The 24161-nt window shown below is 71.6% G+C and carries 20 protein-coding genes; 10 read left to right on the forward strand and 10 right to left on the reverse strand.

What is annotated here, in order from left to right:
• Positions 1 to 79: 79 nt before the first annotated feature.
• Both OG519_RS00350 and lanL read right to left on the reverse strand, forming a co-directional pair.
• Positions 80 to 2278 carry a prolyl oligopeptidase family serine peptidase gene (locus OG519_RS00350; RefSeq protein WP_405577219.1) on the reverse strand — a complete coding sequence of 733 codons (2199 nt, stop codon included), beginning with the start codon at positions 2276 to 2278 and terminating at the stop codon, positions 80 to 82.
• Positions 2275 to 5355, reverse strand: a complete 3081-nt coding sequence (gene lanL / locus OG519_RS00355) for a class IV lanthionine synthetase LanL (protein ID WP_405577221.1) — start codon at positions 5353 to 5355, stop codon at positions 2275 to 2277. Before lanL ends, OG519_RS00350 begins: the two co-directional genes overlap by 4 nt.
• 688 nt (positions 5356 to 6043) lie before the next feature.
• Here lanL and OG519_RS00360 point away from each other — a divergent pair.
• The 3 genes from OG519_RS00360 (at position 6044) to OG519_RS00370 (ending at position 8253) form a co-directional block, all read left to right on the forward strand.
• On the forward strand, positions 6044 to 6358 hold the full coding sequence (locus OG519_RS00360; RefSeq protein WP_405577223.1) for an SH3 domain-containing protein: 315 nt from the start codon (positions 6044 to 6046) through the stop codon (positions 6356 to 6358).
• Between the two features lie 988 nt (positions 6359 to 7346).
• Entirely contained in the window at positions 7347 to 7547 is a 201-nt protein-coding gene (locus OG519_RS00365) for a hypothetical protein (protein ID WP_405577225.1), read from the forward strand.
• Positions 7548 to 7842: 295 nt separating this feature from the next.
• Positions 7843 to 8253, forward strand: coding sequence for a hypothetical protein (locus OG519_RS00370; protein WP_405577227.1), 411 nt, complete (start codon positions 7843 to 7845; stop codon positions 8251 to 8253).
• 566 nt (positions 8254 to 8819) lie between these two features.
• Here OG519_RS00370 and OG519_RS00375 read toward each other — a convergent pair.
• Both OG519_RS00375 and OG519_RS00380 read right to left on the reverse strand, forming a co-directional pair.
• Positions 8820 to 9623, reverse strand: a complete 804-nt coding sequence (locus OG519_RS00375) for a DUF6042 family protein (RefSeq protein ID WP_405577229.1) — start codon at positions 9621 to 9623, stop codon at positions 8820 to 8822.
• A gap of 405 nt (positions 9624 to 10028) precedes the next feature.
• Positions 10029 to 10796 carry a hypothetical protein gene (locus OG519_RS00380; RefSeq protein ID WP_405577231.1) on the reverse strand — a complete coding sequence of 256 codons (768 nt, stop codon included), beginning with the start codon at positions 10794 to 10796 and terminating at the stop codon, positions 10029 to 10031.
• A 310-nt stretch (positions 10797 to 11106) separates the two neighbouring features.
• On the opposite strand from OG519_RS00380, the gene OG519_RS00385 reads away from it, so the two are divergent.
• On the forward strand, positions 11107 to 11673 hold the full coding sequence (locus OG519_RS00385; protein ID WP_405577233.1) for an SDR family NAD(P)-dependent oxidoreductase: 567 nt from the start codon (positions 11107 to 11109) through the stop codon (positions 11671 to 11673).
• A 57-nt stretch (positions 11674 to 11730) separates the two neighbouring features.
• Here OG519_RS00385 and OG519_RS00390 read toward each other — a convergent pair whose 3' ends face one another.
• Complete coding sequence (locus OG519_RS00390; RefSeq protein WP_405577235.1) at positions 11731 to 13353, reverse strand: hypothetical protein; 1623 nt, start codon at positions 13351 to 13353, stop codon at positions 11731 to 11733.
• A gap of 194 nt (positions 13354 to 13547) precedes the next feature.
• On the opposite strand from OG519_RS00390, the gene OG519_RS00395 reads away from it, so the two are divergent.
• The gene (locus OG519_RS00395; RefSeq protein WP_405577237.1) at positions 13548 to 14066 is read left to right on the forward strand and encodes a pyridoxamine 5'-phosphate oxidase family protein; all 519 of its coding nucleotides are present in this window, start codon (positions 13548 to 13550) and stop codon (positions 14064 to 14066) included.
• On the opposite strand, the gene OG519_RS00400 is transcribed toward OG519_RS00395, so the two are convergent.
• Together OG519_RS00400 and OG519_RS00405 are read right to left on the reverse strand one after the other, a co-directional pair.
• The gene (locus OG519_RS00400; protein WP_405577239.1) at positions 14030 to 14623 is read right to left on the reverse strand and encodes a hypothetical protein; all 594 of its coding nucleotides are present in this window, start codon (positions 14621 to 14623) and stop codon (positions 14030 to 14032) included. The genes OG519_RS00395 and OG519_RS00400 overlap by 37 nt on opposite strands.
• 11 nt (positions 14624 to 14634) lie before the next feature.
• Complete coding sequence (locus OG519_RS00405) at positions 14635 to 15087, reverse strand: hypothetical protein (RefSeq protein ID WP_405577241.1); 453 nt, start codon at positions 15085 to 15087, stop codon at positions 14635 to 14637.
• Between the two features lie 44 nt (positions 15088 to 15131).
• Between OG519_RS00405 and OG519_RS00410 the strand changes: the two genes are divergently transcribed.
• Together OG519_RS00410 and OG519_RS00415 are read left to right on the forward strand one after the other, a co-directional pair.
• Positions 15132 to 15329, forward strand: coding sequence for a hypothetical protein (locus OG519_RS00410; protein ID WP_405577243.1), 198 nt, complete (start codon positions 15132 to 15134; stop codon positions 15327 to 15329).
• Positions 15330 to 15465: 136 nt separating this feature from the next.
• Positions 15466 to 15828, forward strand: a complete 363-nt coding sequence (locus OG519_RS00415; RefSeq protein ID WP_405577245.1) for a discoidin domain-containing protein — start codon at positions 15466 to 15468, stop codon at positions 15826 to 15828.
• A 62-nt stretch (positions 15829 to 15890) separates the two neighbouring features.
• Here OG519_RS00415 and OG519_RS00420 read toward each other — a convergent pair whose 3' ends face one another.
• Positions 15891 to 16391, reverse strand: coding sequence for an ATP-binding protein (locus tag OG519_RS00420; protein ID WP_405577247.1), 501 nt, complete (start codon positions 16389 to 16391; stop codon positions 15891 to 15893).
• 696 nt (positions 16392 to 17087) lie between these two features.
• Here OG519_RS00420 and OG519_RS00425 point away from each other — a divergent pair.
• The 3 genes from OG519_RS00425 to OG519_RS00435 all read left to right on the forward strand — a co-directional run bounded on the left by OG519_RS00425 (position 17088) and on the right by OG519_RS00435 (position 20443).
• Positions 17088 to 17930, forward strand: coding sequence for a TIGR03621 family F420-dependent LLM class oxidoreductase (locus tag OG519_RS00425; protein WP_405577249.1), 843 nt, complete (start codon positions 17088 to 17090; stop codon positions 17928 to 17930).
• Positions 17931 to 18084: 154 nt separating this feature from the next.
• Positions 18085 to 19413, forward strand: coding sequence for a PP2C family protein-serine/threonine phosphatase (locus tag OG519_RS00430; RefSeq protein ID WP_405577251.1), 1329 nt, complete (start codon positions 18085 to 18087; stop codon positions 19411 to 19413).
• Between the two features lie 139 nt (positions 19414 to 19552).
• On the forward strand, positions 19553 to 20443 hold the full coding sequence (locus tag OG519_RS00435) for an RNA polymerase sigma factor SigF (RefSeq protein ID WP_405577253.1): 891 nt from the start codon (positions 19553 to 19555) through the stop codon (positions 20441 to 20443).
• Between the two features lie 21 nt (positions 20444 to 20464).
• Here OG519_RS00435 and OG519_RS00440 read toward each other — a convergent pair whose 3' ends face one another.
• Together OG519_RS00440 and OG519_RS00445 are read right to left on the reverse strand one after the other, a co-directional pair.
• Positions 20465 to 22702 carry a SpoIIE family protein phosphatase gene (locus OG519_RS00440; RefSeq protein ID WP_405577255.1) on the reverse strand — a complete coding sequence of 746 codons (2238 nt, stop codon included), beginning with the start codon at positions 22700 to 22702 and terminating at the stop codon, positions 20465 to 20467.
• A gap of 191 nt (positions 22703 to 22893) precedes the next feature.
• On the reverse strand, positions 22894 to 23940 hold the full coding sequence (locus tag OG519_RS00445; RefSeq protein WP_405577257.1) for a sodium:calcium antiporter: 1047 nt from the start codon (positions 23938 to 23940) through the stop codon (positions 22894 to 22896).
• Positions 23941 to 24161 lie beyond the last annotated feature (221 nt).

Genomic DNA, 24161 nt, shown 5'->3' on the forward strand with positions numbered 1-24161 from the left:
AGGTACCCGCGCCGGAGACCCGGCGCGAGGTGCCCGGCGTCCGCACACCGATACAGCCGGTGCGACGGACAGCCGGAAGTCAGGGCGGACCGTCGTCCGCGCGAGCCGCGAAGGACGTGGCGGCGGTCGTGCGCGGGGCCGGTGCGGGCCCGGCGGCGGTCCGGTCGCGGCCACGGCGACCGCAATCGCCGTGGCCCGAGGCCAGCAGGAAGCGGACGACCTCCGCCGTCACCGGGTCCGCGGCGGACAGGCCCAACGGGTGGTGCCCGCGGTCGGAGAGTTCCAGGTACCTCACGTCCGTCCGGCCGGGGTCCACCGCTTCCAGCCGCGCCGCCAGAGCCCTTGAGTGGCCGACGGGCACGGTCTCGTCGTACACGCCGTGCACCAGCAGCAGCGGCAGGCGGATCCGCTCCGCGAGGCGCTCCAGGTCCCTCGGCGGTCGCGCCGCGGTCCCCGGCCCGTCGGCGGCCGCGTCGCCGCGGCGCTCCGGGCGGCCGCCGAGGCGTTGGACGAGCGCGCGCACACCCGCCCCGCCGTCCTCGTACAGCCGGGCACCGGACAGGAACGGGGCCACCGCCGCGCACGCCGACCACCGCGCGCCCTCGGCCGCGGCGGCGAGCAGGGCCAGGTGGGCGCCGTAGCTGATGCCGTACAGCGACGGCGCCGGCAGTGCTGGGCCGCGGCCGGCCCGCAGGTGCGCGGCGACGGCGGTGACGTCGTCGAGGTCGGCGCCGCCCCAGTCACCGACGATGGCCAGCGTGTGCCGGGCGCCGTAGCCGGTGCTGCCGCGCTGGTTGGGGGCGACCACCGACAGCCCGGCGCCGGCCAGCGCCTGGAAGAACGGGTCGTAGTCCAGGTCCCAGCGGTTGTTGGGGCCGCCGTGCAGTGCGAGCACCACACCGGGGGCCGTACGCCAGTCGGGCCCGTACAGCACGGCCTCGACCGGTCCGGCGGCTCCCGGGAGCGACTCCAGCCGGGCGGGTTGCGTGCGAGGCGGACGCGGTGGTGACGCGCCGGGCCGCACGGCGGCCGCGCCGGCCGGCAGCCAGTACGGTTCGGCGGGGTGACGCGCGGTGGACAGCGGCAGCCACAGCCCGCGGGCGGGCCAGGCCGCCACGGGCGTCGCCACTCCGTCAGGCGTGTCGACCTCCCGTACGCGCCCGGTGGTCCAGTCGTGCAGGACGAGCGCGGAGCGCGCGCCACGCACCGACACCACCGCGGCGGTGCGGCCGGCGGGGTCGAGAGCCACCGGATGCACGGTGCCGCCCGTCGCGGCGAGCGGGGAGTCGGGGGCGAGCAGCCGTACCTCGGCGGAACCGTCCAGGGCCGCGAGCGCGAGCCGGTGGCGGGGCGTTTCCGTGGCCCGGCCGCCGCCAGCGCCGCGGGGAGCGGGCGCGGCGGGCCCGCGGTGCGTGCCGGCACCGGCTCCCGCGGTCCCGTCGTGCGCGCCGGTGGCGGCGTCCCGGCCGCCGCCCGTGTCCGCCACGGCCAGCAGGGCCGACGGGCCGCCCGCCGCCAGCACGCGTACGTCCGTGCCCGCGGCGACACCCGGCAGGGGGAGGTCGCGGACCGTACCCGCGGCCGGATCGACCAGCGCGGGCGCGGTACGTCCGTCCAGCACCCGGGTGAACAGGAGCAGGCCCCCGCAGACCGCGCCCCCGCTCAGGCGGCCGGGCACCCGCACCAGCGGTACCGGGACCGGCGGCGCGCCGTTCGCGGCGACGCCCAGCACGGTGCACGTCAGGTCGCGTTCGGTCCGCAGCGCCAGCCCCAGCCATCTGTCCTCGTCGGGCGTGGCGAGCAGCCGCAGCGGTCGCCCGGGGCCGAGGAACGAGCAGGTGACTCGCCCGTCCGGCGCCAGCAGCTCCAGGGTCTGCCCGTCGCGGCCGTGCCGGGACCGCAGCAGCCGTCCGCCGCCGAGCGGGAGCGCGGACGAGAAGGCGGCGTCCCCTGGATGGTCGTGGCACAGGACGCGCCGCGGACCCGCGGCGCCCAGCTCCCACAGCTCGGTGGTCCAGCGGTGCCGCTCGTCGGCGGCCTGGCACGCGGCGGACGTGCCGCCGGCGGAGAATCGGAAGGCCGTCCGGACGACGGCCGACCCGCTCGGGGCCGTGCGCGTGACGGGCCGGGCGGACGGCCCCGGCGCGGTGCTCGCTCGAGCCGCGGCGGCTACCGGGACCGCGCCGTCGACCGGCGCGCTGGCGTGCGCCGCGGCGCCGTGCACGGGAGCCGTTCCGCGGTCGGTGCGGTCGGTGCGGTCGGTGGGGAAGCCGGTCATCGCGCGCTCACCCCCGGGCGCCGCCCGGGCGCCGTGCCCGCGACGGCCACCGCCGGTGCCCGGGTGGCGGCCGGGGCCCCCGCGCTCGTGAGCGGCTCCTCCGCCATCCAGGGCCGCGGACCGCCGTGGCCCAGCCGGAGCAGGAACCCGACGGCGCCGCTCAACCCCGTCTGGTAGTCGGCCCGCACGTCCGCGCCCGACTCGTCCGGCAGCACCATGCGGCCGTCCGCCAGAGTGTGCCGCGTGTACAGCGCGGCCGCCAGGTCGTCGGCCCACGCGTCGTACGGACCGCCGAACTCCGCCGCCAGGTCCAGCAGGAACTCGCCGTTGCCCGCCAGTCCGTGGCACGCGGCCGTGGGGGACAACAGCCGGCTGTGGCGTACCGCGGCACCCGCCTCCTCGGCCAGCCGCCGGTGCGCCTGGTCGCCGGTGACCCGCCACAGGCGCAGCAGGAAGGTGCCGACCCCGGACGAGCCGCTGCACCAGTGGTACAGCATCCCCTGGCCCGGCGCGCTGTCCCGGGCATCCCGCCAGCGCGCGCCCCACACACCCCGCTCGGCCTCCGCGACCAGGGTGTCACCGGCCTCGGCCGCCGCGTCCAGGTACGCCTGGCGGCCGGTCGCCCGCCCCGCGGCGAGCAGGAACGCGGCCACGCCGGCCACGCCGTGCGCGAAGCCGAAGTGCCGCATGCCCGCCATCACCGAGTCGGCGTCCTGCGGCACCGGCCAGAACACGCGTCCGCCGTCGCGTTCCGCGGCCTCGATCAGCCCGTCAGCACACATGCCGACGCGGGCGAGGAACTCCTCGCGGCCGGTGGCCCGCCACAGGTGCAGTTGGGCCAGCCCGGCCCCGGCGGCTCCGTGACAGATGTCGGGGTTGGGCCACCGTACGGGCAGCGACAGCGCCAACTGCGCGGCGTGCTCGGCCGTTTCGACATCGTTCAGACGGCGGGCGGCGTCGAACAGCGCCCATGCGGTGCCGGCCCGCCCGAAGTACAGCCCGGGCAGCAGTCGCGGCACGGTCGAGCGCCGGGCGTCGATCCAGGCCGCGGTACGCGCGGCGGCGGCGAGCAGCCGGGCCCGGTCGTCGTCGGTCCGGTCGGCGCTCCCGGCGTGCCCGACGCCGGCCAGGGCGCGGTCGGCGAGGACGAGGACGCTCAGTACCCCGGCGGCGCCGTGCTGCACGTTGCAGGGATCAGTCGTGCGGCCGAAGGCGCCGCTGGACCAGAGACGGTCGCCGTCGTTTCCCGGAGCGTTCATGGACGCGGTCAGGAACGCCAGCCCGTCGTCCACGAGCCTGCGCCGCGCGCCCTCGCCCCAGGGGCCGGTCACCGCGCCCCCGGCGGAACGGGTGCCCGCGGGCCGGCGCGGCTCGAGGCCGGCCCGTGGTCCCGCGACCGTCCCGGGGCCGCCCGGGGCCGTCCCGGGGGCGGCGGCTCCGCTCTCCAGGGGGGTTCCGGGCGCCCCCTTCGCCGCGGCCGCGGGCTGCGAGCCGGGCTCGGGCCCCGGCTCCGCGAGGAAGGTCAGCAACCGCTCCAGGGACCAGCGCTGTTCGGGCTCGTGCCGGGTCAGCCCGAGGATCGCCGGGGCGAGGGCCCGTACGGCCGGCGAATCACCGGCGGCCTCGTCGAGCAGCAGGGCGACGCGGTCGTGCACCCGGCGTTCGGCCGGTACGTCGGGAAGGAACGCGGGCGAGTAGCCGGTCGCGGCGTAGCACAGGACGGCGCCGAGGGCGTAGATGTCGGTGCTCGGGCCGAACGCCGGGCCGATCCGCGCCCCTTCGGCCTGCTCCGGAGGACCGTATCCGGGGGTGAAGGCCCGGACGGCCGTTGTGCCGGGGACGGCGCAGTGCTCCGCGTCGATCAGGGTGAGGCCGCCGTCGGGGCCGAGGATGATGTTGTTCGGGGTGAAGTCCTGATACACCAGGCCGCGTCGGTGCACCTGCGCGAGCAACTCGGCCAGCCGCCCGGCCAGCGCGCGCAGCCGGTCCGGCCCGACACCGTCCCGGCCGTCCGACCACTGCTCGTGCACCCAGCGGGCGAGGGGGATGCCGGGCACCATCGCCTCGACGAGGAAGGCGCGGCCGGAGCGTTCGAAGAAGGCGAGGGGCTCGGCGGCCAGCCCCTTCAAGGTCGTGAGGGCCTCGAACTCCCGGCGCAGGCAGTCGCGGGCGTCCTCGGCGGGCAGCCCGGTGCCGACGTGGGCCCGCGCCTGCTTCACGATGACCTGCGCTCCGCTTTCCTCGTCCACCGCGCGGAAGACCCCGCCCCTGGCGGTGTGGCGGATCGCCTCGCGGACGGTGTAGCGACCGTCGATACGCACCGGTCCGGGACGCGCGGGCAGCACGGAACCGGGTGCGGAAGGCGGGGCGGTGGCGGCCGTCGGCACGACAGCGGGCAGGGGGAGTTCCGCCCAGGCGGGCGGGCTGAACCACGGCTTGCGCGTGTCGCGGACGAGCGCGCCGTCGGGGTCCCGCAGCATCACCTCGAACGAGCCGTCGTCGGTGAGCACGCCGGTCCCGTCGAACACCCCGTACCGCAGGTGGACCAGGCTGCCGGGACGCACCGGCCGGTCGGAGAGGATCGCCGGCCCCGGCAGGCCGATCGTCGCCTCGTCCAACTCCACTGCCAGGGCGCGAAGTTCGGCGTCATCCCGCGGATAGACGGTGATCACCTTGCCACACTGGGCGCGTTCGTACCGGTGCGAGGTCATGTCCTCGACCAGACCGAGGGTCCGGGCGAACTTGAAGGCGCATCCGTGCCGGACGACGACCTCGGCGACGCGGTGCAGCACCTCGGGGGCGGACAGCCGGGTGGCGGACACGTGCAGCTTCCACCCCTGATGCCGGCGCGGCCTTCCGGCCGGCTCGGCGTGGCACCAGGTCTCGTCCTCGCGCAGCGTCCACGCCGCCCCGCCCGGAAGGTCCGCCCCGCCCGCGCCGGCAGGGCCCTCGCCCGCGTCCGGGTCGGCCGGGTCCGAGCCGGGAGCGCTGGCGGCCGCGGTGTCCGAACCGGTCGAGTCCGCGCGCCGCAGGTCGATGACGGCTCGTACCAGACTCGGAAGCGACAGCTCGGACATGTCACCGTCCTCGGGGAGTAGTGGCCGCGCCCGTCTGCTGGGCGCTCTCTCAATGTGCCAGCGCCCCCGTCCCGCAGCATCGGGGAAAACCCCGGTTCTCCGGCTACCCCTACCGCCCCGAAAGGGCTCCCTGTGATCAGGCCGGTACGACACCCGGCGGGATCGTCTTCCCTCTGATCAGCCTTGTCCGGGATGGTGCATCGGATCCCCCGGCGGCGCAGGTAGGCGCGGTTCTTGCGGGGCGTACGCCTTGTCCGCCCGCACTCGATCGGGGCGGACGGACGGCCGGCCCGGTCCGATGCGGGGCACGCGGACCTGCCCTCGCGGGCGACGATGAGCCTGGTTACCCACTCGACCAACGCGTGGGGACCCGACGCCTTGTGTCGGACCGGCGCCCTTGGTTGTCGGCGGGCGGCCTACCGGTCGTGCCGACGGCGCCGACCCGGTATCGGCCATTCCTGCACCCGGTATCGGATACTCCGCCCCGGCTCGGGAAAGCCCGGCCCAGTACGCGGTGACCATGGAGCTGTCATCGCGGGGCGGTCGGTACGTCGCACAGTTCGATGGGGCTCGATGCCGCAGGGGGAGGGAAGCCGAGGGCTTTGACGCGTCCGCGGTCCGGCGGCGGCCTGCCGCAGCAACAGACCAGACCTTCGGGTCCACTTCAGCGACAAGAACGGGGAGCATCATGAAGGCAGCTGTCCATATAGTCGGCGCTGTCGCGCTGGCTGGCGGCATCGTATTCGGCACCGTTTCGCCGGCGTCGGCCGACACCGCGAAATACCAGGTGCTTGAGGCGGTCAACGTCAGGGCGACGGCGACCAAGTCGTCCACCGCTCTGGGTGTCATACCGAAGGGCACGATCATCACCATCAACGACTCCGCGCCGGTTGCCGGCGGCACGTACACGGCCTGCGGGGTGACCGAGGCGATCTGGTACCGCACCACGTGGCACGGAGCCAGCGGGTACGTGGTCGCCTCCTGCCTTGAGTACGCGGGCTGACCCGCGTGGCAGAACCTGGCGACCGGCGGCTGAGCCCCGGGCGGACCACGGCAGTCGGACGCGGAGCCCCGCCGTGACCACCGGCTGTCGCCGGGAACGCCCGGTCCGCACCACGTAAGACAACGCATCCACGATGCGCCGTCGCGGATGCTTCCTCCGCAGGCCACCTTTCGGACCCACCCACGCCCTGTCGGGAACAGCGGCTCCACCAACGCCCATGAGCTCAACGTTCCGAGCACTGACACTCTGGAGTCGAAGGAGAGACTACGAAAAAGATCATCACCCTGGCCGGCACAGTTCTGCTGATCTTGGCGGGAATGTTCACTATGTCGCCTGCGGCTAGTGCAGCCACCGCCGGTGCATACGGCTGTGCCGGTTCGCAGATCAGCAGCTATCCGGAAACCCCGAACGGGGGAGCTTCGGGAACTATCTACGGCCATATTTACCTCTATCACGATTCATCCACAGGTCAGAACTGTGCTGTGAGTGTCGCAACAGCGACCGGTGGCTACGGGACGTTGACGACGAAGAAGGCGTACATCGCCCGGTGCGTGGCCGGAACGGCGCCTGGGTCGACTTGCACCAACATCGACGTATTCGCATACGACCCTCCGAGCGGCGGGAACACCCCCCTTTACTCGCAATACGCTGGCCCCGTCCGCGTATCGGCGCCGGACCGGTGCATTATTGTGTACGGGCGCTCCACCGCGACAAACGGAAGCTACGGGTATTACCAAAGCAAAGCCGTTCACTGCGTATAGCCGCATACAGGGAGGGCCACATGTCGGCCCAGCCGGCGGCGAAGGTCCGCTGGTTGAAAATTTCTGGTGCGCCGCGGCCGACGCCGGGCAGCAGATGGCCAGGACGGCGGGCGGCGCCGATCACCTCGTGCTGCCGGTGGGATCGCACCAGGCCGGTGCGGGCGCATCCCGCACACACCGGCACCGCGACGGTTCCGCCGTGACCGGAATACAGCAGTTCGTGAAGAATGCGGGCCAGGTCCGGCGGACTGTGCGGCGCCCAGAGCCACCTCCGCGTACCCAGGAAGTACGTCGAGCGGCTTGCCGAGCCGGACGGATCCGTGACCGAGGTACTGCTCGGCCTGTTCATCGACAACGCACGGCCCCGGGCCGACAAACTCACCCCCGAACGGCGCGAGGAGCTGACCGAACTCGGCATGCGCTGGTAACGGAGATCAGGTAAATGGCGTAGGCCCGGATTTCATCGAGAGGTCCGCGTCCCGCTGTGCACGCCTCGCTGATCTGCCCTGCAAGGCGCCGGAATCGTTACGGCCCTCAGGGACTCTGACGCAGTGGCGCAGGTGCCGCCGCCCGTACGCGGACGACAGTCGCAGTACGGTGCACGGATCGCGCCACATAGCAAGACGAATGGGCCAAAAATTCATAGTAGCGCTTCAGGTCCCTGGTCGATTTGGCATACTGAGAATTCCCGGTTGACCGACCGGGAAAGGGGAGGGAAAACCAGTGAAGGCTAAAAATCTGGTATCCAGCGCGGTGGCGATTTCGGTCGCCGTACTGTGGGGAGGCGCCACGGCGGCCGAGGCGTCTCCCGTCGTCGTGAAGCCGAATTCTGCGACGGTGTGCAATTCCACCCGCTCAATGTGTCAGTACCTGACCGGGACGGGCTTGACGGTCAAGTCATGGATTTCGAAGCTCGACCTCACCAACACCGAGCTCTGCGACATCCACGTCACATTCCGCTACAACGTCGGGTCGGGGAACAACGTGTGGCGAACGGTTACCCTGCCCGGGTGCTATTCGGATACGTTCGTAACGACGCCGAACGTCGGTCCCGTGACGTTCACCTCAAACACCAAGGTCAACGTGACGTGGGACGAGTACGGCAGCACTCCAACAGCCTCCGTTCATTCCTAGGACGAACCGGCACCGGCCTTCGCCACTGAGCAAGAAGCGACGTCCGGCCAGTGCAATGCGCGCATGATCCCTTATTGCCTGGGGATTTGCGTAGTCCCCGGATAATCCAGCCGAAAGGTGTGGCGGACCGGGAGCCAGGGCCGGGATGTCCCCCAAGCGGGGAGTCCCGGCCCTCGTGTGCCGCGGACCCACCCCGCCACGCCGAGCCCCCGCGATCCGGCGCACATGAAGCCGGCGCCCGGCTCTGTGGGTCCGTGTTGAGCTCTGCCAAGGGCCGGCCCATGTCCCGCGACCGGTGTCGGCGGGGATGCGGAACGCGGCAAGCCTGACCTTCCTCTGTGCAGGCAAGCGCTGTGGCCCCGAACGCCATCCCTGACTTCCAGGTCTTCATGTCCGTTCCTCCCGCCACCGCGGGACGCCGCAGTGGTGCGCTGGATGGTTGGGAGCGGAATGGAGCGGAGTGGACCGGGCAACATCACCTCCGGCCACCACCGGACGACCTTTCCGAGGCGCTAGTTGGAGCGCCATCAGGCGCTTGTCCGCGGTCGTAACGGCGTCATGCGGCTTCAGCCACCGATGCTCAGCCGCATCCGGTGCTCGTGGAAGTGCTCCCAGTCCACGACCAGGCGGAAGCGCCGGTGCGCCGCGAGGCGTTCCGCATCGGCCGGCTCCTGGCCGCGATACAGGTAGGCGTCACCGGACTCGACGAGCTCCGCGAGGGCGAGGCGGACGTCCTCTACGTCCTGGTCGGTGGCGGCCGCCAGGCGGTCCAGGGAGGTGAGGATCTGCTGCGGTTCGCCCAGCTCGTCGGCCATGTGGTGGACAAGGGTCTCGACGAGCGGACCGGTGCGCATCGTCCAGCGCATGCCATCGAGCCGCTTGGCGAGTTCGGCGTCCAGCGGCAGCAGGTCGCCGGGCAGCGGGAGCGCGGCGGGCATCGACCACCGGGTGCCCTCTGGTGTCTCCTCGCGACTTGCCAGACCCCATGTCAGGTAGAGCTCGGACAGGTCCCGCACCGTCCTGGGCAGCGGAAAGCCAGCGGCCGTCAGCATGTTGCCGAACTGCTCCCACCGGCTTGTCTCGCACGCCTCACGGCCCTCCGGCGCGGCCTCGTAGTCCCACTCTTCGTCGAGCCACGAGAACGTGAGCGCGCCATCGAGGTTTCCGCCGATCATGTCCCAGTGGCCGTCGAAGGCATCTCGCATCAGGTCGTCCAGCGAGCCGGTGAAGCCGGACTGGCTCGCGGTCCCGATCAGCATGGCGAGTGGGAACCCCTGGCGGGGCAGGATGTGGTCCCAGCCCGAGGCGAACCAGTCGTTGTGCATCGCCAGGTCCCGGCGGGGGCCGGGCACAGACGCATTCTCGGTCATCCGCTGCTCTTCCTCGAAACAGGCCGGACGCCCGCAGCGTACGCACAGAGGCGTGATGTGCTCTCACGGACGTCCGACCCGGGCTTGGTGATCCGGGGCGACGTGCAGTTTCTCGCATAGGCGGCCGCCTAGGACGCCGACGCGCCTGCGGCACTCCAGGACCTTCAATCCTCTGTCTGGCGGGACCAAGAGGCGACGGTCGATGAGCAGCGGCGGGCGGAGTGCTCGAAGTTCACGTAGCACTTCCTCATCCGGCGGCGGCCTCCCCCGAGACCGTCAGGGATGAAGGCGGCGTTGACGCTGAACCACGCGGTCGGCGGCTACCAGTGCAGCAGCTCGGTCACCTGTCGCTGCGGCCGCCCGGCTCACCATGAGGATGTCGGGGGGTGCCGGAGGAGGGTGTTCCTATTGCGACTGGAACGCCTTGACGCTCACCGCCGGGCCGCCGGAACTGCGTGCCACCGCGGCGGCGGCGCCGGTCACCTTGACGATGGCGGTTCCCTGCGCCGGCACGATTGTCAGACCCCCGACTGGCGTGGCCTCGACCGCTTGCTGCGTGTCGCCGTGCGCGGGCTGATCCCAGACGATGTAAACGACCCTGACAGCGGCCGGCATGTCGTTTGTGTTCGTCAGCCTGACCTGAGAGAAACGTGTGAACTTCGAGACGTCGTGGCCTTCGCCGTCCAGCGCCTGTGTCGTCACTTCCTCCGTTCCCGACGGCGGGCTGTCAGCGGGAAGCACCTGGTGCACGGTGACGTGGACATCCCTGACCTCGTGTTCGCCCGAGCCGGCGAAGCGCAGGATGTCGTAGCTGTACCCATGGGGTGCCACCAGATTGCCGTAGTCGCTGCCGAACACGGTGCTGACCTTCACCTTGGGAAGGAGGTGATGGTTCTTGTCCAGGGCGCTGAAGGACAGCCGGAGGACCACCGGGTCCCGATAGGAATTGGCGATGCTCAATATCTGGTTGATCGTCTCGTCTTCAGGGGAGTCGCCGACGTACCGGAACGACACTCCAGGAAAATGGCTGCTGGAGATGTCAGGCGCGCCATCGGCGCCCCCTGCCTTGCGGCACCCCGAGACCAACCCCGCCACCAACACCGCGGTCGCACCCGCGGCTATCAGTCTTCGTCTACCTATCCTCACGAGTTCTTCCCCTCCCATGATCGTCAACTGGAGCACGCTATACGACCGCGGTCGTGCTCCTCCACCGAGAAGGGGTGTCCGCAGCAGGTCACGGCAGGCCTGAACGGTCCAGCCGGACCCCGGGAAGGCCGCCGGCGCTCCGCTCGGGCCGACGCGTCCGCCGGAGCGCGCCCTCGGCGGGGCGGGCTGACATGGAGAGCAGCATTGCGTCCCCTTGGCCGTCGCATTTCGTCGGTTCCCCGGCACTACCCGTGGGGCCTGCTCCCTCCACAGATGAGCACGGCCGCATCCCCCTTCTGGCTCTGTCCGTCCAGCCGGTGACATCCATCAACTGGCCGTGCAGTGGACAACCGGCCGGTTCGACGTGGGCGCGCCCCTGCTCCGGCCCCGGGGCAGGATCGCGCGGCCGGGGCCGCGGTTGGACATGGGTGTGCCGGTGTGCGGGACGTGCCTGGCCCTGGGGCGGATCAGGAGGGCGGCCAGTTGGACCTCCCGCCCCGAGTCGCTGGTGGTCAGGGCGGCGGTGGGGATCGCGCGCGTCACCGAGGCGGCGCTTCCGCCGCTGCGCAAATCCTCGAACCCCACCGTGGTCACCGTTTCCAGCAGTGCCGGCGGTTTCTGGGCGGTGACCAATCCGGAGCGGCCGGAGTTCAACCTGCCGCTGCCGCTCTACTCCGCGTCCAAGGCCGCGGCCACCATGCTCACCGTCCAGTACGCCAAGTCCCAGCCGGGCATCAAGTTCAACGCGGTCGAGCCCGGCACCACCGCGACCGACCTGACCGCGGCCTTCGGAATCGGTAGGCCACCGCGGGAGAGCGCCGGGATCGTCGTGCGTCTGGCGACACTCGACGCCGACGGCCCCACCGGCACCTTCCAGGACGAGAACGGGGACATACCCTGGTAATCCCGCGGGAAGGACCAGGACCCGGCCGACCAGCACGCCGCCCGCGGCGGCGATGGGTCAATCGGTGATGAAGGCGCGGTAGACGGTGCTGACCGTCTGGTTGCCGCCGGTGTCGGTCACGCGGGCGCTGAGGGAGATCTCGGTGCCGGCCGCCTGGGCGGGCAGGGTGGTGGCCCAGGCGCCGGCCGTGCGGGTGACGGTCAGCGGGTGCCAGCTGCGCCCGCCGTCGGTGGAGGCGAATACCTCGACCTTCTGGACGGTGGCGGGCCACAGCGGCACGCCGGTGCGGGTGCTGGTCCGGTCGAGCGTCAGTGGGATGGGCGTGGCGTGGCCGGCCTGGGTGCGGTTGTACAGGTCGAGACCCGAGGGCAGGAAGCGGGTGAGGAAGGCGGGCGGCACCGCGTTCGAGGTGGGTCCGGCGTGGAAGGAGAACGCCGCGTCGGTGGCCGTGGACATCATGCCGGCCGGCTGCGACTCACCGTCGGCGTGCCGGAAGCCGTGCACCTTGAGGGTGTAGGCGGCCGAGGCGGTGATCGGCGCGGTGAAAGCCTTCGGGCCCTTGACGGACGGGGAGGTGCCCAGTCCGCTCTTCGTCGCCACCGCCTTGCCGTCGCGGTAGAGCGTCGCGGTCGCGTTGATGGTGTTGTCGCCGCCGGGGATCAGCGGGTCGGCGACCATCCCCGAGGTGTCGAAGCCGATCTGGCCGCCCTGCACCCACGGCAGATAGCGGGCCGGGCCCCACACGGCGCGGCCGAACTCCAGCGAGGTGGTGCTGCCCGCCGTGACGGTCACGGGGGCGCGCCAGTAGTCGTTCGGCGAGTCGTGGCTGAACTCCCATACGCCCGCGGTGGCGTGGGTGGTGCGCTGGTAGGGGATGTAGACGCCGATCGGCGGAGCGTGGAGGTTCAGCTCGCACCCCGAGCCCTGGGGTCGCGGCAGGACCACCGCGTACTCCTCGTCTTGCGCGGACGGCCCGCGCAGCACCTTGGCCACCACGGATCCGGTGGAGGCGATCGGCACCGTGATCGGGTCGCCGGTCAGCGGGACGGTCCCGGCGGCGGCGTACGCGTCCCCGCCGGTGTCGGTGCCGGGTGCCCAGTTGGAGACGTAGCCCAGTTGGGTGCGCGGGTCGGCGTTGGGAATGACGAACACCCGTCCCCGCTCGGCGTTGCTCATGGCGTGGTCGTCGGTGTTCCTGCCGTCGACGCAGACGCGGGCGGCGATCGCCTGCGCGTAGGTCGGGCCGGAGTCGCCTGCGCCGGAGTCGGTGGCGATCTTCAGCTCGCGGCCCTGGCGGGCGTCGATGGTGACCGCGGTGGTGGCCCCGCCGGTGACTGTGACGATGCGGCCCCCCAGGGTGACGAGGACGGGGTCACCGTCGTAGGAGGAGGTCAGCAGCGCGTACTGGCCGGGGGTGAGTGCGGCGACCGTCCCGCTCGTCAACTGCCGGGCGGCGGCTCCCGGGGTGTCCAGCGGAACGGCACTCACCGTATTGGTGACCGGTTGCCCATCCCGGTCCAGCATGGTGACCGCGAGCGATCCGGTGGCGGCCGCGGCCGGTCCCGCCGTGCCGGCGATCATCGCCGGCACGATCACCGCGAGCGCGGCGGCCAGCGCGCCCGCGCGGCCCGTTCCTCTTCTGCTGCTTGTGCTGCTTCCGCTGTCTGAAATGGGTCTCATCAGAACCCTCCCCCTCGACGTCTGGTGTCCGTTGAGACAGACGAGGGGCCCGGAGGGTTGCCCTGTGAAACGGAGCGAGTACCGTCCGGGGTCGCCGGCCGCGGCACGCCGAGCAACTTCCTCCAGGCGAAAGGGAGTTGACCCGAACCGACGCGGCGTGCCCGGGAGCGGCGCGCCCTGGCTATGGTGGTCCGATGCGTGAGACGCCCGAAGAACTCGACGAGCTCCAGGCCCTGCTCGGGGCCTCGCTGGCCCGCTCCACCGACCACCTCCGCTCGATCGTCGCCGAGCGCACCGTGACCGCGGAGCAGCTCACCCGGATCCTGACCGGCATGTGCACGCTCGCCCTGTCCACGGTGACGGCCAAGGGGGAGCCGCGGATCAGCGGTGTGGACGGGCATTTTCTGCACGGTACGTGGTACTTCGGCACGGCACGCGGTGCCGCCAAGGCCCGCCACCTCGCCAGTCGCCCCGCCGCCAGCGTCGCGCACATGCGCGGCGAGGACTTGGGAGTGTTCACGCACGGCGCGGTGGAGATCCTCAACCCCGAGGGGGGAGAGCCGGCCGCTGACTGGCCGGACCTGCTCGCCTATCTCAAGGGCTTCTACGGCGACGACGCCTTCGACTGGGACAACGAGGTGGTCTTCTACCGGTTGCGCCCGCACTGGATGACCGTCTACGCCCCCGACGCCGCGAAGCTCATCGCCGGGTGACGGCAGGCGGCCGCTCCGCGATCGATCGGACCGCCACGTCGAGCAACGCCGTATCCGATGGGCCCGGCGGGCCCGACGCGTTCGGCGAAGACGCACAGGTCGCGCAGGACCGTCAAAGCGGTGACGCTTACGTGGGGTTCGCCGTCCGCGACCGCGAGGTCGACCCTGCGCCTCGGCCGGCCCTGGGTCAGCTCGCGGTCCGGGCGGTACGTCCACGTCGTCCGGTTCCCCTCGACGTCGACGACGAGTATCTCGGCCGCAGGATCGGCGGGCGAACCGATCGCCGGGTCCAGGGGCACCCGGTGCAGGCCGCCCGCCGGGCAGTCGAGCCGCAGCCGCGTGCCCGCACGCTCACGGCCGTCGAACCCGATCCGCCGAGCCAGGACATCGGGCCGCCAGTCGGTGCCGGAATCGTTGACCAGGGCGAGGGTCAGCCCCTGGTGGCCGGTGGGGTCGTGGGTGGGGCCCGGCTGGAGCGGCTGGACGGTGGCCAGGCGGGGAGCGAACGCCCGGCGCAGCGCGAACCACAGCGGCTTCTCGATCCCCTGGCTGTCCACGGCCGACCAAATCACGGCGGGCCAGCAGTCGTTGAGCTGCCACACGACAACCCCCGAGCAGCGTTCCCGGGAGCGCAGCCATTCCGTGCCGGCGGCGACGGCGCGGGCCTGGCCACCTGGGTGGCGAAGTGCCAGTCGGAGCCGTCGGCCGGGGTGGGCACATGCGGTTGCAGCCCGCGGGTCAGTTTGTGGACGCCGTCGATCGCGCGCAGGTGGTGGACGGTGAGCGGTGAGCCGGGGCCGGGTGTCTCGCCGTCGAGGAGGCGTTCGAGGGTGGTCCAGGCGGCGGGGCCGCACCACCCCATCTCCGCCACGAACGCCGGGTCGTGGTCGCGGTAGTGCGCGTAGTCCCCGTCGTTCCAGGCGTCCCACAGGTGGCTCGGACCTTGGGTGTCCGCCAGCGGGTCCGGTGTGAAGTGGGTGATCTTCGGCGACGACGTCGTCGACGATCCGCTCAACTCCAACCCGCTGACGCTCGCCCAGATCGAGTCCTCCTTCTCGCAGTTGGGTGACCGCCGCCCACGCGAAGGGCGTGGGGTTCGTCTGCTCGACGCTCACCCCGTTCAAGGGCACCAGCGGGTGGACGCGGAGCCGGGAGGACACCCGGGAGGCGTACGACGCGTTCCTGCGTACGTCGTCGAGCGGCTGCGACGCGGTGAACGATGTGGACGCGGCCACTCACGACCCGTCCAACCCGCAGGCGTAGCTGCCCGCTTACGACTCCGGCGACCATCTGCACCCGAACGACGCGGGGATGCGGGCCATCGCGAACGGCGTGCCGCTGGGTGTCTTCGGCGCGGCCACCACCGCGCCGCGGGTGAACCTCGCGATCGGCCGGGCCGGTGCAGGCGTCCAGCGTGGAGTCGGGCAGCACGATGGCGGGGGCCGACGCGGTCGACGGCAACCGTGCCACCCGCTGGGCGAGTGGTTCCGGCGACCCGCAGTCCCCTGCCGTGAACCTCGGCCAGACGCGTACGCTGACGCAGGTCGAGTTGGACTGGGAGACCGCCTATGCCAGTTCCTGGCAGATCCAGGTCTCGCCCGACGGCTCGCGGTGGCAGACCATCGCCTCCTCCACCACCGGACGCGGCGGCGACGTCCAGGTCCCGCTCAGCGGCAGCGGCCGCTGGGTCCGCGTCCTCGGCACCGTTCGGGGCACCCAGTTCGGCTACTCCCTCTGGGAGTTCGGCGTCTACGGCCAGTAGGCCCAGTGTGTCCAGGGGATCCGGGACATCCAGGGCATCCAGGGTTCGCCGCAGGTGCGGATTCACCCCGTCAGGGCTATGCGGGCCCAGACCGTGCGGCCGCCGTCCACCTCCAGCTCCGTGCCCAGACCCTTCACCGAGCGGGCCACCAGCGCCAGACCCCGACCGTAATCATCCGGATCACCACCGCGGTGCGGATGCCGGAACGGCAACACCCCACCCTCGTCCAGGATGTGCACCAGCATCTGATCACTCGTCCGCCGCAACCGACCCGTCATCCCCGCACTGTTGGTATGCACCACCACATTGGTCATCAGCTCCGAGACCACCAACAGCGCCGAGAACCGCGCCCCCTCATCCCCGATCCCCTCCAGATCCAGCCACAACCGCGTCAGATGACGCCCCACCGCGACCGACCGCTCAACCGCCGGCAGATGAAAGAAAGCCGGCCTCCCCCGCACCCACATATCCGCCAGCCCATACGCCGCCGGAACATGCGGCCACTGCTCGACCTCACGCGCCGACAACGTGATCTGCGCCCCAGGACGCCCCGTCATCAACATCCCTCAACCCCTCCTCCAGAGCCGGCCGGCACCGGCGGAACGGGCGAGGGCCGCCGTCGCCCACGCAACAGAGCCGGATCGCGGGAGACATACACGTCGCACGGTGCCTCCCCCGCGGGCACCGGGACGGTCACGTCAGTCGGCGCCGAAGAACGGCGCCGACTGACGGATCCAAACCCCTCCCGCAGGGGTGCCCATTGTGGCGAACCCGCCCGACACATCCCGGGCATCGACACCCGGGACACCACGTCGAATGAACCCGCCACTCCCCCGGAGAGGGTGGGCGGCCCACCGGTTTGGATACGCACAGTTATTCACCGCACCCCGCCCACCCGCAACCCACCCGGAGGCGCGTCACCCTTTCGGCCCACTCGGCAGCGGGCAAAAGGCACCCATCACACCTCCACCCGCCACAACCAACACACGCACCACACCACAAACACATCGACCAACACGTCCGCACCCGCACCGTCCAACACATCGGCCACGCCAGACACAAACACAGCCGCCGGACCACCGACCGAGCGGCTTCTCCGGCCGGATCACACCGCGTAACGGCGCCACGACCGCTGCCACCAGGTCACGAGCCCGTCATCAGGGTGATATATGCCACGTGCGGTGAACGCGACAGCCGCGGAACGCGTTGTATCCCAGGGGCCGAATCGGCTCAACCGTTCATCAGCACGAAGGGCTGTCATGACCCAAAACCCGTTCCGCTTCGGCGTCAGTCTGTTCAACGTCGGTTCCCGGTCGGCCTGGCGCGCCCGCGTGCGTGAGGTCGAGGACCTCGGGTACGACGTGATCCAGGTGGCCGACCACCTGGGTTTGCCGGCGCCCTTCCCCGCGCTGGTGGCCGCGGCCGACGTGACCACCATCCGGCTGGGCACCTTCGTGCTCAATGCCGGCATCCTCAGCCCCGCGTACCTGGCCCGTGACGTCGCCGACGTGCACCGCCTCACCGAGGGCCGCCTGGAGCTGGGGCTGGGAGCGGGTTACGTGCCGGCCGAGTTCGAGGCCGTGGGTCTGCCGTTCGGCACCCCGGGAGAGCGCCTGCGCAAGCTGGAGGCGACGCTGACGGCGACGCGTGCGCTGCTCGCCGCCGAGCCGGACAAGCCGCGGCCGCCGATCATGCTGGGCGGCGCCGGCGACCGCATGCTGGCTCTCGCCGGCCGGGAGGCCGACATCTTCAGCTTCTCGATCATGGCCGGCGTGACACCGGGCCTCGCTCCGGAGGACGCGCTCGCCCGCCGCGTCCAGGTGCTGCGCGAGGCGGCCGGCGACCGCTTCGACGCCGTCGAGCTGAACCTGTTCGTCGCGGCGGCGGCCGAGAGCACGGAGAAGGTCGACCTCACGATCATCCGGCAGGCCAGCGGCCTCGACGACGACCACCTCACCCAGCTCCCCGGCGTCCTGGTCGGCCCCCCGCGGGAGGTCGCGGAGCGGCTGCTGCGCTACCGGGAGGAGTTCGGCATCACCTACGTCAGCGTCCTGGAGCCGCACATGGCCACCTTCGCCGAGGTCATCAAGCACCTGCGCTGACCCTCGCCCCCGCCTCAGGGCGCCACGCCGTGATCCGGCCGCACCATCCGCAGGACGCCCGCCCCGGCCATCGGTTCTTCCGGGAAGGGCGCCGCGGGTGGGTAGGTTGGTCGGGGCCGGGTGGCGTAGTGGGGTCTACGGAGGAGAGCGCGGGATGGCGGAGGTGCGGTTTGCCGGCGGGGTGCGTGCGGACGGTCTGCCGGCGGCGCTGTCGGATCCGCGGCGCCTGGCAGCCGTGGCGGCCACCGGGCTGCTCGACACCGGGCCTGAGGACGCCTTCGACGATCTGGCGCGGGTGGCGGCGACGGTGGCCGGGGTGGACCGGGCGTTCATCACGCTGGTGGACGCCGACCGGTCGTTCTGGAAGTCGTGTGTGGGCGTCGACGCCGAGGGGATCGAGGAGCGGCAGCGCCCGGTCGGGGAGAGCCTCTGCTCCTTCGTGGTCGGCCTCGGCGAACGCTTTGTGGTGGACGACGCCGTCAACGATCCACGGACCCGCGATCACCCCTCGGTGCGGCCGACGCGGATCGGCGCGTGGGCCGGGTACCCGGTGCGGGCCCCGGGCGGCGAGGTGCTGGGCACGCTGTGCGTCGTCGACCGGGCCGCGCACGCGTGGACGCGGGCCGAGCTGGCCACGCTGGACACCCTGGCCCGCTCGGTGGGCAACGAGATCCATCTGCGCCAGTCGCTGGCGACGTCCAGGACCGCGCTCCAGGAGTCGGACGCTCTGGCGCGCAGCCTGCAGGACAGCCTGCTGCCGCCGGTGCTCCGGCAGGTGCCGGGTCTCGACGCCGCGGCCTCCTACCTCCCGGCTTCGGGGTCGGCCGGCGTGGTCGGCGACTTCTACGACCTTTTCCGGGCTCAGGGCCCGTGGTGGGCGATGGTGATGGGCGATGTCTGCGGCAAGGGCGTGGAGGCGGCGAAGGTGACCGCGCTGGCCCGCTACACGCTGCGGGCCGACGCGGTCGATCATCTCTCCCCGGCCGAGATACTGCGGCGGCTGAACACCGCGATGCTCGCGCAGCGCAGTCCGCGTTTCCTGACCGCCACCTGCGCGACGTTCCGCGCGCTCCCGGACGGTGTGGAGGGCACGTTGTGCCTGGGCGGTCATCCCCGCGCCCTGGTACGGCGAGCGGACGGCGGCGTCGAGGAGCTCGGTGAGTTCGGCACGCTGCTCGGGGTGCTGCCGGAGGTGCGGCTCCAGGACACCGCTTTCCGGCTCGCCCCCGGCGATCTCCTGCTGCTCTACACCGACGGCGCCATCGAGTCCCGCGGGCGGAAGGCGACCGTGCCGAACCCGGGCCGGCCGATGTTCGGCGAGTCCGACCTGGCGGCGGCGCTGGCCGGATGCGGCGGGATGGACGCCGCCGCGACCATCGGACGGCTCGCCTCGGTCCTCGCCGCCCACAACGACGGCTGGGCCAGTGACGACACCGCGCTGCTGGCGCTGCGCGTTCCGATCACGTCGGGTCCGCCGACATGACCCGGTCGGGGCTCGGGGCACCGGCGTCCCGCGCCGGCCCGTTCGGGCGGATCCGGAATTCGATCCGGCCGGTGTGGGAGTGGTGTACGGCTTCGGGGGTACGAGGGCCTTGCCCCGGCAGACGATTTAAGGTGATGACGTGACGGTATCCACGCAGCCGACCGGAACCTCCGTCGAGCCCGGCACAGCGGGCTCCCTGACCTCCCCCGCCGACGTGGCCGGCGAACTGCCCTGGATCGAGGACGCGTCCAAGGTCGCTCCGAAGGACGCGCGGGTCATCTCGAAGCTGTTCTTCGACCGGTTGCAGAGCCTCGAAGAGGGCACCCGGGAGTACAGCTACGTCCGCGGCACGCTGATCGAGATGAACATGTCCCTGGTCCGCTTCAGCGCGCGGCGCTTCCGCGGCCGGGGCGCCGAGCAGATGGAGGACATCCTCCAGGTCGGCACGATCGGGCTGATCAAGGCGATCGACCGGTTCGAGCTGAGCCGTGAGGTGGAGTTCACCACCTTCGCCGTCCCGTACATCGTCGGCGAGATGAAGCGGTTCTTCCGCGACACCTCGTGGGCCGTGCACGTGCCCCGGCGGCTTCAGGAGCTGCGGGTCGAACTCGCCAAGGCACGTGACCACCTCACCGCCGTGCTGGACGCGCCGCCGACCGTCGCCGAACTCGCCGCGTACCTGGAGATCACCGAGGAGGAGGTCATCGAGGGGCTGGTGGCCTCCAACGGGTACACCGCCGGCTCGATCGACATCACCGCGGGTGAGGACGACAGCGACGCCGGCCGCTCGTACGCCGACACCATCGGGGGCTGGGATCCCGCGATGGAACTGGTCGAGGATCTCCAGACGCTCGCCCCGATGCTCGGCCGACTCGACGCTCGCGAGCGGCAGCTTCTCCAGATGCGCTTCGGCCAGGAGATGACGCAGTCGGAGATCGGTGAGGAACTGGGCTACTCCCAGATGCATGTGTCCCGGCTGCTCGCCCGCGTGCTGGGCAAGCTGCGCGAGGGCATGCTCGCCCAGCACTGACCTCCGCCGGGCGGGCCGGGGTCAGTCGGTCGCCACCTCGGCCCATACGGTCTTGCCGAGGCCGTTGGGCGAGCTTCCGAAGGCGGAGGCGAGGGCGTCCACGATGACGAGGCCGCGTCCGTGCTCGGACTCCCGGCTGTCCTCCTCGGAGGTGACCGTGAACGCGGGGACCGGGGGCGCCGCGTCGGAGTCGATGACTTCGAGACCGATGTGGTGGGCGAACTCGCGCAGCCGCAGTTGGACGTCGCTGTCGGCGTGGATCAGCGCGTTGGTCGACAGTTCGGACGCGATCATCTCCAGGGTGTCCGCCAGCCGTTCGCGGTCCCAGCTCTCCAGTTGCGACCGGACGAAGCCCCGGGCGTTGGCCACACCCTGGAGATCGCGGCGCTGAATGTCGAGCCGGCCGAACCGCCGCGATTCCTTGAGCCGGGGCCCTTCGTAGCGTGCCAGCAGCAGCACGGCGTCGTCCGTCCGCGATTGCGGCGCGGGGAGGGCCCCGACCAGTTTGTCGGCCCGTTCCTCCAGGTTCTGGGCGGGGAGCCAGCCGAGCCCGTCCAGCACCTGCCCGGCGTAGCTGACGCAGTCAGAACCGGCGCCGCGTGCGATGCCGTTGGTGTAGAGGAGCATCAGGGTTCCGGGGTCGAGACTGCACTCGAAGTCCTGGTACGGGATGTCGGGTTGGACGCCGAGCGGTGGTCCGGGAGGGCCGTCCAGGGGCTCTTGGAGTCCCTCGGAGCCGCGGGACACCGGCCGTGGGTGCCCGGCCAGACAGTACGTGACGACGCCGGTGGTCCCGTCGAGGAACACGACGCAGCAGGTGGCGAAGAGTTCGGTGTCCATGTCCGCGAGGAGCCGGCCGGCCCGTTCCAGCGTCACCGCGGGCGGGTGGCCTTCGCGGATGTAGGCGAGAACCGACGTGCGTACCTGGCCCATCACGGTCGCGCTGTCGACGCCGTGGCCCTCGACGTCCCCCACGATCAGGGCGATCCGGTCCTCGCCGAGCCTGACGACGTCGAACCAGTCGCCGCCCGAGGCGGTGGTGGCGCCGGCCGGCAGATAGCGGGCGGCCACCACGAGTTCCGGCAGCTCCGACAGGGTACGGGGAAGCAGCCGCTTCTGGAGGCTCTGGGCGAGTTCGTGCTCACTTTGCGCCAGGCACACCCGTTCCAGGGCGGCGCCGATCATCCCCGCCATCACCATCAGCACGGCCCGCTCCTCGGCCGCGAACGTGTGCGGGACACCGGTGGCGAGGTAGCAGACCCCGACCGGGGAGCGGCTTCCCTTGAGGGGGAGGTACGCGCAGGCCTCCGTGCCGTCCTCGGGTGTCTCGGGGAAGTCGGCGCTCTTCTCGGCCCGGTCGCTGTAGAAGAGGGGCTTTCCCTGGCTCACCACCTCGGCTGCGGGCGTCCGGCTCTCGGCGCCGGCGCCGTGCAGCTCCCGCCCGTCGGGCGACAGCCGGCCGCGGTGCCCGACGACCCACAGGCGTCCTTGGTCCAACCAGGCGAGCATCATCTCCTGGGCCTTGAAAGGCTCCATGAGATGCCGCTGCGCGGTCGCGGTGATGTCGTCGCGGCTCAGCGCCCGGTTCAGGGATCGGTCCAGCTTGAAGATCTGGTACATGAACGTGTGACCCGCTGAACCGGGTGCCTCCGGCAGGCCCCATCCGGGTACCTCCGGGGCGTACGGGTTCGGCTGTCGCCGATGCAGGGGGATCACGATGGGCCAGGGCGGCGGACCGAGGGGGATGCCCCGTTCGGCGAGGGGATTCAGGGCCAGCGCCAGGCCCCGGGCGCGGTCGCGCAGCGAGCTGAGCCGCGACTCGTAGGCCTGCGTGCCCTCCCCGAGCGGCCGGCTGACCGTCGTCAGGACGCCGAACGTGTGCCCGTCGCATGTGATGGGGGCCGCGACGACGGAGAAGGAGCTGAGGAAGGCGACCAGATCGTCCTCCTCGCGGCAGATGTCGGAGCCGTCCATGACAACCGGCTGGCCGGTGCGGTACGCCAGCCCGGACGCGTAGGGGTCGTCAACCGCTATGCGTTCCGGCATCGCGTGGGTGGCGGGCGAGGTGCCGCCGATCATCGCCGCGCACAGATACTCGGATCCTTCGTCCGCGAAGTAGACGGCGGCCATGACCGCGTCGAGCTCGTCGACCACTTCTCTGATGGCGGCGTTCAGCAGGGTGCGGACCACCTGCCCGCCGTAGGAGTCGGCAGCGGAGGGCTTCTCGTCCCGGGAGTTCGTCGATTCGGATGCGCTCATGCTCAGCCGCCCCATCTCGGGATGTCCGCCGGGTCCCGCGCGGTCCGTCCCGTGGACGCACGCAGCACGGTGTGGGTCCCCTCCACACGATGCGCCTGTCCTGTTTTACGGCGTTTATCCGCGATATCCCCCGCGGGTGGCCGGCCGGGTTCCGGGAGCGCCGGGACCGCCGGGAGCGCGCCGGCCGTGGCTCAGGACAGGATCGGGACGAGTCCGACGGCGAAGACGCCGTAGAAGCCGGCCGCGACGGTCAGCCGGCCCGGGGTGAGCCGGTGCGCGCGCATCGTCAGCAGCAGGTAGACGATCGCGGCGATGGTGATCAGGCCGGACCAGATCAGGGCGCCGTCGAACTTCCAGGCGGTGAAGAGCAGGCCCAGACCGCTGGGCACGGTGGCCTGGATCATCATCGACCCGGAGATGTTGGCCAGGGCCAGTTTGGTCTTGCCCTGGCGGACCCAGATGATGGCGTTCATCACCTCGGGGAGTTCGGTGGCGACCGGGGAGAGCAGCAGCGCGGTCACCTCGCTGGACAGTCCCAGTGTCGGGCCGATGGCGTCGAGCTGCTTCACGAAGAGCTGGGAGGCGAGGAAGATCACCGCCAGCGCGGCCACGGTCTGCCCGACGACCGCCCGGGTGGCGGGCGAGGCGGCCTTGCGCCGGACCTTGAGCGGTTCGAGCCGCTCCGGCTCGCCGCCGCCCTCGTCACCGCTGCGGATCTCATGCCAGAAGTACACGGCGTAGGCGGCGAAGAAGAGCAGGCCGAGGGCGGCCTTGTCGGCGAAGGCGACCAGGCCCAGGACGACCTTCACCACGAAGATCGGCAGAAACCACTTCTGGTCCTTCGCCAGCCGCCGCACGTCCCGCTCGTCGCCCAGCACCTGCGCGCCGGAGGTGGCGGGCGGGCGGCCGGTCTCCTCGCGTACGGCGGCGTCCTGGCGGCGGCGTCTGCGCAGCAGCACGAAGCCGGTCACGCCATAGGCGACGGTGGAGAGCGCCAGCGGCCCGCCGAGCGCCGCGCCGACGCCGATGTCCTTCGCCGAGGAGGTGCTTCCGGTGGTGACGGCCACCAGCGTCACCACCGACTCGGGCAGCGCGGTACCGAAGGCGGCCAGGATCGTGCCGACCGCCATCCTCCCGACCTTCAGCCGCCGGCCCAGCCATTCCACGGCGTTGACGAACCACTCGCACGAGAGGTAGATCGCCGCCGCGCACACGATGAGCAGTACGAAATGGATCACAAGGACCATCCAGCCCCGCGCCACGGCGGATGGCGGCGGCGACGCGCGGGAGAGCCCCGGCGTACGGGATCGGCGCGGCGCGGGGTCCTGGACGGGCGCGGGCGGCCATGGGGTCGGTCGTACCCTGCGCCGTTATCCGATCACACTGGGTCATCCGGGCTCGGCGGGCCGGCGCGCGAGCGGCCCGCGCTTCGGCGACCGACCGGACAGCGGGGGTGTAC

The organism is Streptomyces sp. NBC_01190 (genome assembly GCF_045039895.1).
In the GTDB taxonomy this organism is placed as follows: Bacteria; Actinomycetota; Actinomycetes; order Streptomycetales; family Streptomycetaceae; genus Actinacidiphila.